This is a genomic window from Synechococcus sp. M16CYN, from assembly GCF_040371545.1.
Classification (GTDB): Bacteria; Cyanobacteriota; Cyanobacteriia; order PCC-6307; family Cyanobiaceae; genus Parasynechococcus.
Map to the genome: position 1 here is coordinate 62,836 of NZ_AP029048.1, position 13,618 is coordinate 76,453.

The window sequence follows — 13,618 nt, forward strand, 5'->3', positions numbered from 1 at the left end:
TATCGAGGTGATGACACAGCCTCAGCGATTTCTACGATCCAACCAGTGAAAACTTAGGTAGTTCGTGATCGATTTTGCTGTCGCTGGTCTGAGCGACCCCGTGCAAACGGCAATACCTTGGCTGAGTCTGTCGATCATCGCGCCGATAATTGGCGCGATGATGGTTCCCTTCATCCCTGACAATGGAGAGGGTAAGCAAGTGCGTTGGTATGCACTGCTTATCACTTTGGTCACATTTCTAATAACAGTTGCGGGCTATCTCAGAGGCTATAACCCCAGCCTAAGTGGCCTACAGTTGTCTGAGCGCGTCAGCTGGTTACCTGATCTTGGCCTCACCTGGACCGTTGGGGCTGACGGACTGTCGATGCCCTTAATCCTGCTGACTAGTTTTATCACTAGTCTTGCCTGTCTGGCTGCATGGCCGGTGACCTTTAAACCGCGGCTGTTCTATTTCCTATTGCTCACGATGGATGGAGGCCAGATTGCTGTTTTTGCGGTGCAAGACATGTTGTTGTTTTTCTTGGTTTGGGAGTTGGAGCTGATTCCCGTTTACCTGTTACTTGCAATTTGGGGAGGCAAAAAACGTCAGTATGCTGCTACGAAATTCATCCTTTACACGGCAGGTAGCTCTCTTTTCATCTTGCTGGTGGCTCTCGCTATGGGATTTTTTGGAGGGGAGACGCCGAGCTTTGAATACACCAAGTTGGCGGCCAAAGACTTCGGAAGTGGCTTTCAGTTGTTTTGTTACGCAGGGCTGCTCATCGCCTTCGGAGTAAAATTGCCAATTGTGCCTCTGCACACATGGCTACCGGATGCCCATGGTGAAGCGACAGCACCGGTACATATGTTACTGGCCGGCATATTACTAAAAATGGGTGGTTATGCTCTACTGCGCTTCAACTGTGAGCTACTTCCCACAGCGCACGCTCAGTTCGCCCCTTTACTGATCGTGCTTGGCGTTGTGAACATAATTTACGCTGCTCTCACTTCCTTTGCCCAGCGTAACCTCAAACGGAAGATTGCTTATAGCTCGATCAGTCATATGGGATTCGTGTTGATAGGTATCGGCAGCTTCAGCGTTCTTGGCACAAGCGGTGCCATGCTACAAATGATAAGTCACGGACTGATTGGCGCCAGCTTGTTCTTCCTTGTGGGCGCCACCTACGATCGCACCCACACTCTACTTTTAGATGAAATGGGTGGGGTAGGGCAGAAAATGCGAGTCATGTTTGCCCTATGGACTGTTTGCGCTCTCGCTTCTCTAGCCTTGCCTGGAATGAGCGGTTTTGTCAGCGAGCTAATAATTTTCGCCGGGTTTGCTACTGATGAGGCCTACACATTGGCCTTTCGCGTAGTTATTTGCGGACTTGCAGCAGTGGGAGTCATTCTTACGCCAATTTACCTGCTCTCAATGCTTCGGGAAATCTTCTTCGGCAAAGAAAAAATTGAGCTTGTTTCCGACACGAACCTGGTAGATGCCGAGCCCCGTGAGATTTATATCATCGGATGCTTACTCATTCCAATCATTGGCATTGGTTTGTATCCGCGTGTTATGACCGATAGTTTCAGCAGCTCGATCGAGGCGTTAGTAAGTCGAGATCTGACTGCTATGGAGCAGCTCAGCAAGCCCACGGCACCATTAATTCGGGGTCAGCGCGAATCTTCCATGCCGGCGATGCTGCAGGCACCCATCCTCACCCCTTCAACCTCTTAGGTAATTAGGTAACACACCGATCCTGTGGCTTTAGTGCCGGGCTCTCTAAAGTTCGCCCAGGCCAAGGCGCTTTGCCCATGCTCTGTCTTGGCCTGATGTTTGTCTTCAAACTGGGTTTATCCTTAATCTTTGAGAACAAGGCTTTAGCAATCGCTTACGTGTTGTGGGAGAGCAATACTCTCTGCGGATTTGGTGAATCCCTACCTTTTCTTTATTTTTTGTCACTAAAACCGGAGCCACATCCCACCAAAAGGTAGGTCAGGTTTCCGCTAGCAATGATCCTGACCTTGAGTAGGCCCTACACAAAAACGCAATACCAACCAAGACGGACTCGGATGAGCAGGCATACATGGCAGATGGCTAGCCTGCCAACAACATGGTCGATACTTTAGATCGGGCAGAGATTTGAATTCCCATTGCATCAGGTTATCCCCGAAGAAACCACTGGTTCCGGTACGCCTCTAGCTATCCGTCTTCTGCAGAGCGCTGTCGAGTGCGGAAGCCTTGACCCTTGGGGTGTCAATGTGATTGCTGTTTTGGACGGATTCCTGGACCAACTTAGGCAACGTCTCGAAATGTCTCGACAAATAACAACGGCCGTAACAAGACAAGGTGGCAGTTACGAGCGCGATCTAGCCGAAAGCAGTCAAGCCTTTTTGGCTGCATCAATTCTCCTGGAGCTAAAAGCCCAATCGCTTGAGGCAAGTTTGCTCTCATCTGCTCCTGAAGTGGATGAATATTGCGAAGTCGACCCTGATAATCAGAGAGGGCTGAATCCATGTTTTGAACTACCTAAACGACCAGAGCTCTATCTGCAACGTCGACCAGTAGCGCCTTTACCACTGCGTCGGATTGTTGCTCTCGGAGCATTGGCATTGGTTGAACAACTCGAGGCCATTGCCAAGCGGCGGCTTGAGTCACGTGAGTTTGAAATACGACCTCGTCAAAGCCACAGGCGTTCCAGTGCAAACAACGCAGTTGCCCAAGTAGCCGACCTAGCTCATAGGGAAAAACTACCTGAAACTACAGAAGCTCTTGGTGTTTTTCTCGCCGGCTGGGAAGACGCTTTGGATTGGGTGGACTTCGAACAACTGGTACGGCACTGGGGTCATGTAGCCGCAGCTGATCTTAATCGAGACAGGGTTGGGGTGTTCCGGGCCCTTCTCTTTCTCTCCTCCCAAGGCAAGGTGGAACTCGACCAAAAAGTGTGGCTACATGGACCATTACAATTCAAACGAACCCCAGCCAGTGGAATTCCGACTCGATTGCCGATCGGCTGTCTTCGTTTGCCAGACCCTGTATCGACTGCGGCAACCACTATCACGCGAAAGTAGTCTAATGTGCTGCCAATTCAGGAGCCCGAAACGCCAATGAAGGCGATGATTCTGGCGGCTGGCAAGGGGACAAGGGTGCAGCCGATTACGCATGTGATCCCCAAACCAATGATTCCGATCTTGCAAAAGCCAGTGATGGAATTTTTGTTGGAACTATTGAAGGAGCATGGTTTTACCGAAGTGATGGTAAACGTTTCTCATTTGGCCGAAGAAATTGAGAACTACTTTCGTGATGGCCAACGTTTTGGCGTAGAACTTGCTTACAGCTTCGAAGGCAGAATTGAAGATGGTGAGCTAATCGGTAGCGCCCTAGGTTCGGCTGGTGGACTAAAAAAAATCCAAGATTTCCAACAGTTTTTTGACGATACCTTTGTGGTGCTCTGCGGAGATGCCCTGATTGACCTCGATTTAAGTGAGGCCCTGCGACGTCACCGGGAGAAAGGAGCTATTGCCAGCTTGGTAACCAAACGTGTTCTTAGAGACCAGGTCAGTAGTTATGGTGTTGTCGTCACCGATGATGCGGGTCGAATCTCATCCTTTCAGGAAAAACCAAGTGTTGAAGAGGCGCTCAGTGACACAATCAACACTGGTATTTATATCTTTGAGCCAGAAATCTTCAAACACATTCCTTCTAGAGTCTCCTTTGATATTGGCTCTGATCTGTTTCCAAAGCTGGCCGCATCCGGAGCACCTTTTTATGCCATCCCGATGGATTTTGAATGGGTGGATATCGGCAAAGTGCCAGATTACTGGCAGGCAATCCGTAGGGTACTCTTAGGTGAAGTTCGCCAAGTCGGTATTCCGGGCAAGGAAGTGTGTCCAGGTGTCTTCACCGGCCTTAATGTCGCTGCCAACTGGGACAAGATCAAAATTTCTGGGCCTGTTTACGTTGGGGGCATGACCAAAATCGAAAACAGTGCAACCATTATTGGTCCCTCAATGATCGGGCCTAGTTGCCATATTTGCGAAGGCGCCACAATCGATAACTCAATTATTTTTGATTACTCACGCATTGGAGCCGGTGTTCAATTAGTGGAGAAACTGGTTTTTGGACGCTACTGCGTTGGCAAAGACGGTGGTCACTTTGATCTGCAAGAAGCCTCGCTTGATTGGTTAATTACTGATGCTCGACGCCAAGATCTTGTAGAGCCGTCTCCACAACAAAAAGCGATGGCAGAACTACTCGGCACTGATCTCACCTCAGCAACGAGCTGATTCCTGCTTGATCAAGAATCAGGGGGATTCGCTCTTCTGCTCTAATTGCCATCAGGTGAACGCCTCGGACAATTCCTAGGTATTGCTGTACTTGCTCCGCAGCGATGGCTACTCCTTCCATTGATGCATCGGAAGCCCTGTCTAAACGCTCGATCAGATGGTTTGGAATACATGCTCCAGGCACCACACGGTTAATGAAGCAAGCATTCTTTGCCGACTTTAATAGAAATACTCCCGCTATCACAGGCAGCTTCAGAGGGCCTGCAAGCTCATGCTGAAAACGTTCCAGTACAAGAGGATCCATTACCATTTGGGTCTGAACAAAACGGGCACCTGCCGCTGCCTTTCTTTGCAACCGGCGCTGCAACCCGCTCCAGCTACGCGAGTGAGGATCAGCGGCGCAACCCACAAACAAGGAGGTTGCACCATCAGGAAGGCTTCCTTTAACCGGATCTTCACCCTGGTTCAAGGCGGCCACTTGGCGAATAAGCTGCACCGACTCCAACTCGTTCACTGGTCGCACCTCAGGCTGGTCCCCTGCACGCATGGGGTCGCCGGTTAGGCATAAAAGATTGCGAATGCCGAGGGCATGGGCTCCTAGCAGATCTGCCTGAAGAGCGATGCGATTACGATCGCGACAAGCTAGTTGCCACACTGGCTCAGTGCCAGCATCTAACAAGAGTCTACAAGCGGCCAAGCTGCTCATTCGCATCACAGCACGGCTTCCGTCAGTGACGTTCAGAGCATGAACACGCCCACTTAAGTGAGCAGCCATGGATAGCATGTGAGAGGGATCTGCGCCACGTGGTGGCATCACTTCTGCTGTGAAAACCTGCTCCCCAGCCTCGATCGCGCGCTGAAGCGCTGTCATCAAACCCTTTTTTCGCTTCAAGAAATCACTGTGTATTACTAGAACCCGTAACGGGACTAGCATGGTGCCAAAGGTGGCCGACCATGTCATCAGTCGATGCAACTGATCCCTTGGACATTGCCCTGTCCACCAGGGAAATCGAGATCATTCAGTTGGTAGCAGAGGGACTCACCAATCAGGAAATTGCTGATCGTTTAACCATCAGCAAGCGAACCGTCGATAACCACGTGAGCAATGTGTTCACCAAGACTGGCTTGAGGAACAGGGTGGCCTTACTGAATTGGTCAATGGACAACGGGAAGATTTGTCGCGACGGCTTCAATTGTTGTGCTCTTCCAGACGCGGACCCCCCCATGAATCCTGATCGAGGAAAACACGGACTTAGGCAAGACTTGAAGAGTCGGAGACAATGAGGGACGAGGCTTAAACAGGTGGGTTCCAGGCAAACCTCGATGCTGCTTTCAACCGAGTGAGGCATTTCTATCCAAACCACAAAAACCAAATATTGCCGGAGCGTCACCACGCTCCTCTCGAAGATAAAAGTAATCTATAAATTAATTAGGGAGGTTTAGGCCAACCCATAGTGTTGGCGATCTTTCAAAGGCCAAGATTGCAGTGGGCAGTTTGCTAGAACCGCGTTGGCCCAGCGCGATTCTCCGGTGATCTCGTTTCCGCACCAGGTCGGGATTTCGATCTTCTGATTAATCTGAGAAAGTTCCACTTCTGCCAAGACCAGGGGAGAATTAGCACCGGTAAAGCAATCCACTATCCAATCTCCACCGGGAAGATCAAGGGCCCAACGCGTTTTCTCTAAGCTAGGCAATGACAAACGCCACATGACCTCTGCATCCACAACGGGGATGGCATATTCGAATTCATGTCGAACTAAGCCAACGGCATCAGCTGGAGCTTTCAGACTGAGCCGAGCCTGATCCTCATCCTCAAATCGCAGGCGCACAGTCACCCCTTCAGCACTTGCTGCGAGATACATCTGCCGCAATCGCTGAGCAGACCTAGCATGAGTAAGCCATCCCTCACCATGTACCAAGAACCGCCGCTCAATTTCCAAGGTCATAAGTCAATTGGGCGAGGGCTGATCAAACGTAAGGCTGCCCGCCCAGTGCAACTTATGAGTTAAAGTTCGATAGTAAGAGGGACTTTGGTTCAGCAGTACCATCTGGGCATGGCAGCGAGCCTGTTGCACTACGACGCACTCGCCAGGTTGCAACAAAGTGCACCCAACACCATCTTTCCAAAGCTTAATTTGATGACCTAAATTTCCTAAGGGCCACAGCACCAGCCGAGAACGAGAGGGAACGACAACGGTGCGGCTTGAGAGACTCATCGGACAAATTGGCGTAACTATGATGGCATCGATGCCTGGATGCAAAATCGGCCCCCCAGCAGCCATCACGTACCCAGTAGAACCTGTCGGGGTCGCGAGAATTAGCCCATCTCCACGTACCTGATCCACCACTTCCCCATCGATTTCGAGTTCGAGAGTGCAGGTAGGAGAAATTTCATCGAGGTAGGCCCTCAGATAAAAATCGTTGAGGGCCCAATGATGTTCCTTATCACCTTCAACACCGGGTTGCTCCAGCACTGCTGGCCCTATAGGCCGTTCTGTCGCACAGCGACGATCGACCATCGCCTGCAACATCATCCGTCGTTCAATTGCATACTGATCGCGTAGCAAACGCTGCCAGACCTCGTTTCCTCTTAATACCCATTGATCATGCGTAAGAAAGCCGAGATGACCACCTACGTTGATATTAAGCAGGGGAATATCGTGCACTGCAAGATGACGGGCAGCGCCAAGGACCGTACCGTCACCTCCCAAAACAACTGCCAGATTCGGCAACTCAGCCTCCACAGCCAATAAACCTGGGAACGGATTTGCTTGGGGACCAGACATCGCCAAAATGACTCTAGATCCAAGGGCCTCTAACTGCCTTGCACAGTGACGCGCCTCACGTTGGGCTGGTTGACTATCTGCTCGATAGACCAACCAGATCCGGTCGAGACGCATAACTTTCCGGGGGATGGTTTACCAACGCAACAGGTTGAACTGCTCCATATCAACAGTAACGCGGTTGCGATAAAGCGACAGTAGAATGGCTAAACCGACCGCTGCTTCTGCTGCGGCAACCGTAATTACGAAGACTGCGAACACTTGACCCCTAATTAGATCACCATCAACATAAGAGGAGAAGGCCATCAAGTTAATATTTACCCCGTTCAACATCAATTCAATGCTCATCAATACGCGTACGGCATTGCGGCTGTTAATCAACCCCCAGACACCTATGCAAAATAGCATTGCGGCAACAAGCAAATAAGCTTGAAGAGAAGAGAAGGTGGAGAGAAATTCGTTCATTTGTCGATGTTTAAGATCAGCAGTCAGGAAGAGCGCCGCTCCAAAAGCAGTGAAGCAGGAGGCTTTTCGATCAGGCCCTGATCAGCAACCTCACCAGTCACCACATCATTTGAAAAAACGTCGCGGCGTGCTAAGACAATGGCACCGATCATCGCCATCAGCAGTAACACAGAAGCTAGCTCAAAAGGTAGTAAATAATCAGTAAATAAGTGTTCACCGATCCTGGCTGTCGCTTCCTCGCCAACTACAGTTGGCCCGGGTAGTGACCAGGGCGTGGTGACTACCACGCGCGTCAAGAGCGCCAGAAGGCCAAGACAGACGGCACCGGAGACTAAACGTCGAGTAGTGAGATTGGCAATAGTTTTAAGCTCTTCTCGCTTATTCACTAGCATAATCGCGAATAAAATTAAAACGTTGATAGCGCCTACGTAAATCATCACCTGAGCTGCTGCAACGAAGCTGGCATTAAGTAGCAAATACAAGCCTGCTACGGCCATAAAGACTCCGCCTAAGAGAAAGGCCGAATAGACGATGTTACTTAGCAGAACGACCCCAAGGGCACCAGCCACCACAGCAGCAAACAGTACCAGCAAGCAAATCAGCTCAGCAGTCGTCGCAATGGTCATGCGTCTACCCCCCTATCACTTTCAAATGATTTCTCCTTGTTCTTGACCAAAGTGATGGTTTCCATCACTTCAGCAGGTAGTGTGCCAGCACGAGGATTGTCAGCAGGCACACCATGGGGATCAACTTCTCCGACAGGTAGATACGCCAATTCACGCAAAGGTTGTACTGATGGATCTGTGGTCACGTTGGTTGGAAGACGTCCAAGGGCAACATTGTCATAATTCAGACCGTGGCGATCGAACGCTGCCATTTCATATTCCTCAGTCATTGAAAGGCAATTAGTGGGACAATATTCCACACAATTACCGCAAAAAATACAGACTCCAAAGTCTATAGAATAATTACGTAATTCTTTTTTCTTTGTATTTTTATTCATGACCCAATCGACTACTGGAAGGTTGATTGGACAAACTCGAACACACACCTCACAAGCAATACATTTATCGAACTCGTAGTGGATTCGACCCCTATAGCGCTCTGAAGGGATGAGCTTCTCGTAGGGATACTGCACCGTAACCGGCCGGCGCTGCATGTGGTCAAAAGTGACCGCGAAACCCTGTGCCAGATTACGGGCTGCATACATTGCATCTCGAGTGTAATCACCAACCTGCTTAAGGAATCCAAACATTGACAGAAACTAGTTAAGGGTTAATAGTAATTCTCAATCCAATAATGACGGAAAAGAGAAGAGAACGGCGACTTCAGCCGCCAAATGCCACAGGAAATGCCAACTTGAGAGCAGCAGTGACCAAAAGATTTACAAGGGCCAGGGGAAGCAAGAACTTCCAACCCAAATCAAGTAATTGATCAATGCGAACGCGCGGTGTGGTCCAACGCAACAAGATTGCAACAAAGACCAGTAAATAAGACTTCAGGATGGTCATCACAATGCCGACAGACCCCGTGATCACCTGTACCGTAGGTGCATTAATTGGTTGATGCAGCCATCCAGCAAACCACTCCACTGGAATCGGGCAACCCCAACCACCTAAGTACAGCACTGATACCAAAACAGCTGAGAGCACCAAATTGATGTACCCCGCCAGGTAAAAAAGGGCAAATTTCATCCCGGCATATTCGGTCTGATAGCCTGCTACGAGTTCCTCCTCCGCTTCCGGAAGATCGAAGGGAAGGCGCTCACACTCGGCCAAGGCACAAACCCAGAAAATTAGAAACCCGACGGGTTGGCGCCAAATGTTCCAACTGAGGATCCCAGCTCCAGTCTGCTGGCCAACAATGTCAACTGTGCTGAGAGAGTTACTCATCATCACGATCGCCAGCACTGCTAATGCTAGTGGAATCTCATAACTAATCGACTGCGCTGCAGCGCGTAAGCCCCCTAATAATGAATATTTGTTGTTAGAGGCATACCCACTCATTAATAATCCGATTGGCTGAATGCTGCTAAATGCGATCCAGAGGAAGATGCCAACCCCAATGTTACTAATCAGCAGGTTCTGGCCAAAAGGGACGATCAACCAAGAAACAATTACTGGCACCACCACAAGGATAGGGCCAAGGGTGAACAGAATACTGTCGGCACGTGCAGGAATGATGTCTTCCTTGACTAACAGCTTAAGACCGTCGGCCAAAGGCTGAAGAACGCCGAGGGCACCAGCATATTCGGGACCGATTCGCTGTTGAACGGATGCCGAGATCTTCCTTTCCAACCAAACTGACACCAGCACACCAATTACTGCCGCCACGAGGACGAGCAGCATCGGCAAAGGAAGCCAGAGCAACCGGGCAACCTCAGGAGAGAAGCCAAACCCCTGCATTGCCTGGCTAAAACTTAGTTCCAGGTCCAATCCCGGGCTTACCATGGTGTCGACCGAAGTGTCTTTAACTTAAACGGCTGAAGACGCAGCCCGTTCGTTTATCGGGGTCCACGATCGCGGCTGCGCACCGGAATAAATCTGAGATGGACGAAAAATGCGGTTGGCACCCAGCTGTTCCCGCCAGTGGGCAAGCCATCCAGCCACGCGGGCAATCGCAAAAACAGGGGTGAAGAGATCACGAGGAATACCGAGTTTCCTATAGACCAAACCAGAGTAGAAATCCACGTTGGGATAAATACCTTTAGGGCCCAGACGAAACATAGCCTCTCGTTCTATAGCCCTGGCGACGTCATAAAGCTCGCTATGACCGAAGTCGTTAAACATCTCTTCAACAAGCGACTGAAGAATGACAGCTCGCGGATCTTTCACCTTGTATTCCCGATGGCCAAAGCCCATGATCTTGCGTTTAGCGGTTATTGCCTCATCAAGGAAAGCACCGGCATTATCTGGGCTACCAACCTCTTCAAGCATGGCCAACACATCTTCATTTGCTCCACCGTGTAGGGGACCAGCCAGAGTTCCCACCGCAGAAGCGATAACAGCATAGGGATCGGTGAGAGTACTTGCGGTCACTCGAGCACTAAACGTGCTTGCGTTGAGACTGTGCTCGGCATGAAGCATCAAACAGCGGTCGAAAATTCGTGCGGCTCGCGGATCAGGCTCACGCTCGGTGAGCATATAAAGAAAATTAGCTGAGTACGCCAAATCATCTCGAGGCTGAATCGGATCTTGGCCTTTGCGAATTAATTGGAAGGCCGCCACCATCGTTGGGATTTTGGCAATCAAGCGCACCACAGCTTTGTAGATATAGCCGGGATCGTCAATGGCACGTCGTGAATAAAATAAACCAAGGGATGCAGCACTGGACTGCAATGCATCCATCGGGTGACCACTGGCCGGGAAGCATTTCATCATGTCCCGCACCCGAAAACTCATCCTGCGATGCATTTGTACCTCATGCTCGAACTCATGAAGCTGCTCATGAGTAGGCAACTCACCCCAGATCAACAAATACGCCGTCTCCAAAAAACTGCTGTTAACTGCTAGATCCTCCATGGGATAGCCGCGATAGGTAAGAAGCCCTTGCTCCCCATCGATATCGCAAATCGCAGACTTGGTGGCGGGTACACCATCTAAGCCAGGCCGCAATTCGATTCCAGTCCGCGCATGGCGTAGGTCGCCATTCTGCTGCTGAGCCAACGCCTCGATGCCACTGCAGGCAACCTAAGGCGCGAGGATATACGCCCTTGGTTTAGGGGGAAAGACCTGATCGCGGCAAGAAAAAGAACTGCTATCAGTCGGTCATCTCAACTGATACAACTGAAAAATTAATCCTACTTTCTTCGGCACTAAACCATCAGAAAGTAAACCAAACGAGGTAGAGGCCAGGCACATAAAGTCAGGCTCATGCTCTACCAAATCGACTCGATCTCAAAGCTTTGGGACTAGCGCCAGCCTGGTCTTCACTGGGTCGTGGACATCTAGTCAGTATCAAACACTGAAGTAAACACGCAGCTTGGTCATTGCCGCATAGGTACGTTAATGCAGCCGTACCTATGCGCACCATGTTTCAGATGGTACGGGGAGTTTATCTCCATCGATCTTATGCCTTACCACGAAGGGGCTAGCGTCAACCGAGCCTAAGGCGAGCATGGAAGGGAAGGATGGCGCCCACATCGTCTTTTTTGTCGGCATCCACGGCAAGGCTGAGTTCTCGCACATGATCCTTTAAAGATTGACCCGCGAGAGCCTGAATCAAAATCCAGGGTTGCCACTGATCCAACAAGTTCTGAGAAGGTTCATCTGCCAAAAGAAGGGCCTGGACCGGATTCATTTTGGTGCTGATAGCCTGCCACTGAAGAAGACGAGGCCGCAACCCGCGGACGTCTTGACGATGCGTTAATGCCATCAGGGTCTCCCCCCACCAATCTAAAGAGGAGGCACGAGCCTGAGCCACCGCCAATTGAACCTCGAGGCCAGCATTCCGATTGCGTTGACGTGCGAGACGCGTCCAAACTTCAAGCGTTTCACCTTCACCCTGTAGCTCTGAGCGAGACAGCCCAAACTTACGGAGTCGCGAATCTACGGCAACCTGAGATGGATGTTCACGATGTGTGCCCAGTAGCCAACCATCAGACTGGTGCTGCCAAAGTAATGGTCCGTCGTTGAGTTCCGCAATCGCTGCTGCTGCAAATTGACCTCGCAGATAATCTCGAAGCAATGGTCCTAACCACTGCGCTATCGGATGTTGTTCATCAGGGTCAAGCAGGCGGGCAGGGTTTTGCAGTTGGGCCAGCCAAAGAGCTCTACCACCAGCTGTTGCGGAAAGATCTGTGATGGATGGCCAGGCTTCTGACTTCAAGCTGTCGCGAAATTTAAGCAAGGCATCTACAACCAACTCAGTACCCTCTAAGCGCAAGGACGCAAGCAGACCTACTAAGTCATCACGGTTCACGAGCGCCGCGGGAAGCTGCAACCAGCGCTGCATTGCTGGTGGCGAGGCCGTCAGCAATGCGACACCATTACTAAAGTCGGCGACGTTCTGCTGTAGGCGCTGATCCCCCAGCTGATGCTGGGCATCCAACTGAGATACATCGAGGGATTGCTCGAGGACGCCGCGACCCGACGCCAGTAGTAAGAGATCGTCATCAATCAAAGCCGTAGCCAGCGGCTGGGGATTTCGACCGATCAAAGCACCACGCCCACTGATCACACCGATCCCTCGATAGCTGCTGACCTGAAGATCTGTTCCGGCTAGGCTACGGGTCTGCCAGAAGCGCTGCAAAAAGCGACGAGCACCATCGTTATCACGACTGGTAAGGGCAAGAATCCATCCGGGCTCAGAGCCACTTTCTAACAAAGTGAAGCTGATTTCAGACCCAATCCATGGCAGGAGTTCAGCCTCGAAGTCAAGACCCGCTAAAGCAAAGGCACCATTGCGCCAAGTCCGAGCACCATCCCGGGCTGCACGACGCCCTGTCGCGGGCGCCACCGCCTGGGCATAAGCAGGAAGGCGTGACGGGTCAGCCAACCAGCACAGGGAGATAGCAGCATCGCGAGGTACGAAGCGCGCTGAACGTGGCAATTGCAATGTCTGCTGCGCAAGATGGAGAGGACTACGTCGGTCTATTGCCCAGACCAAACCGATAGCCAGCAGTACTAGCGACAAGAGAACAGCACCAACTGCTGCAAAAAAAGAGCGGGCCTTCATAGGCCTGCGATTGCGAGTTCTCTCATCTTTGTCCATCGCAACATAAATGGCGCTATGAATTCCGTCTAACCGCCTCTGATCAGCGTCCGTGAACGTTTACTTTGACTGCACAGCAATCAAACTCCATTGGAATTAGTGAATGTGCGGTAGGTACAAAAATTGGTATTACCAGCTTCCTGTGAGAGGCATCGCATCTTGTCCATACAAGGCGCGATGCCAAAACGCTACATCATTGATGCGGATGAATTAAATCTGCAAGAGTCGGCGCTCTAGTGCAACAGCCTTGCATCCCAGTCAATTTGATCTCGACCCAAACCTAATAATTAAAGTACTGAAATAGCGCAATATACTCATCCAATCCTGTATCTCATCGAGACGAACTCCAGACACTTTTCCTGTGTACAGCTCACTTTGACTAGCGCCCGGATCGC

General features: G+C 50.7%; 13 protein-coding genes. 4 read left to right on the plus strand and 9 right to left on the minus strand.

Annotation, left to right across the window (positions count from 1 at the left end; all coding sequences use genetic code 11):
- Positions 1-64: 64 nt before the first annotated feature.
- From ABWV55_RS00320 to ABWV55_RS00330, 3 genes are all read left to right on the plus strand, one after another.
- Entirely contained in the window at positions 65-1,714 is a 1,650-nt protein-coding gene (locus ABWV55_RS00320; protein WP_353291812.1) for an NAD(P)H-quinone oxidoreductase subunit 4, read from the plus strand.
- 416 nt (positions 1,715-2,130) lie between these two features.
- Positions 2,131-3,048, plus strand: coding sequence for a segregation and condensation protein A (locus ABWV55_RS00325; RefSeq protein WP_353291813.1), 918 nt, complete (start codon positions 2,131-2,133; stop codon positions 3,046-3,048).
- A gap of 36 nt (positions 3,049-3,084) precedes the next feature.
- Positions 3,085-4,263 (plus strand): NDP-sugar synthase, encoded by a 1,179-nt coding sequence (locus tag ABWV55_RS00330; RefSeq protein WP_353292755.1) that lies wholly within the window; start codon positions 3,085-3,087, stop codon positions 4,261-4,263.
- Here ABWV55_RS00330 and ABWV55_RS00335 read toward each other — a convergent pair.
- Positions 4,244-5,137, minus strand: coding sequence for a methylenetetrahydrofolate reductase (locus tag ABWV55_RS00335; protein WP_353292756.1), 894 nt, complete (start codon positions 5,135-5,137; stop codon positions 4,244-4,246). The genes ABWV55_RS00330 and ABWV55_RS00335 overlap by 20 nt on opposite strands.
- 80 nt (positions 5,138-5,217) lie before the next feature.
- Here ABWV55_RS00335 and ABWV55_RS00340 point away from each other — a divergent pair, with 80 nt between their 5' ends.
- Positions 5,218-5,547 (plus strand): helix-turn-helix transcriptional regulator, encoded by a 330-nt coding sequence (locus ABWV55_RS00340; RefSeq protein WP_353291814.1) that lies wholly within the window; start codon positions 5,218-5,220, stop codon positions 5,545-5,547.
- Between the two features lie 155 nt (positions 5,548-5,702).
- Here the strand turns inward: ABWV55_RS00340 and ABWV55_RS00345 are convergent, their stop codons facing one another.
- From ABWV55_RS00345 to ABWV55_RS00380, 8 genes are all read right to left on the minus strand, one after another.
- Positions 5,703-6,209, minus strand: coding sequence for a CYTH domain-containing protein (locus tag ABWV55_RS00345; RefSeq protein ID WP_353291815.1), 507 nt, complete (start codon positions 6,207-6,209; stop codon positions 5,703-5,705).
- 3 nt (positions 6,210-6,212) lie between these two features.
- Positions 6,213-7,163: an NAD(+) kinase gene (locus ABWV55_RS00350; RefSeq protein ID WP_353291816.1), complete on the minus strand. Its 951-nt coding sequence runs from the start codon at positions 7,161-7,163 to the stop codon at positions 6,213-6,215.
- 18 nt (positions 7,164-7,181) lie between these two features.
- Positions 7,182-7,511 (minus strand): NADH-quinone oxidoreductase subunit NuoK, encoded by a 330-nt coding sequence (gene nuoK / locus ABWV55_RS00355; protein WP_353291817.1) that lies wholly within the window; start codon positions 7,509-7,511, stop codon positions 7,182-7,184.
- 23 nt (positions 7,512-7,534) lie between these two features.
- Positions 7,535-8,137 carry an NADH-quinone oxidoreductase subunit J gene (locus tag ABWV55_RS00360; RefSeq protein WP_353291818.1) on the minus strand — a complete coding sequence of 201 codons (603 nt, stop codon included), beginning with the start codon at positions 8,135-8,137 and terminating at the stop codon, positions 7,535-7,537.
- Positions 8,134-8,766, minus strand: a complete 633-nt coding sequence (ndhI, locus tag ABWV55_RS00365; protein ID WP_353291819.1) for an NAD(P)H-quinone oxidoreductase subunit I — start codon at positions 8,764-8,766, stop codon at positions 8,134-8,136. The genes ABWV55_RS00360 and ndhI overlap by 4 nt, the downstream gene beginning before the upstream one ends.
- Positions 8,767-8,839: 73 nt before the next feature.
- Complete coding sequence (gene nuoH / locus ABWV55_RS00370; protein ID WP_353291820.1) at positions 8,840-9,961, minus strand: NADH-quinone oxidoreductase subunit NuoH; 1,122 nt, start codon at positions 9,959-9,961, stop codon at positions 8,840-8,842.
- A gap of 24 nt (positions 9,962-9,985) precedes the next feature.
- On the minus strand, positions 9,986-11,176 hold the full coding sequence (locus tag ABWV55_RS00375; RefSeq protein ID WP_353291821.1) for a citrate synthase: 1,191 nt from the start codon (positions 11,174-11,176) through the stop codon (positions 9,986-9,988).
- 430 nt (positions 11,177-11,606) lie between these two features.
- Positions 11,607-13,223 carry a DUF3352 domain-containing protein gene (locus ABWV55_RS00380; RefSeq protein ID WP_353291822.1) on the minus strand — a complete coding sequence of 539 codons (1,617 nt, stop codon included), beginning with the start codon at positions 13,221-13,223 and terminating at the stop codon, positions 11,607-11,609.
- Between the last annotated feature and the right edge of the window lie 395 nt (positions 13,224-13,618).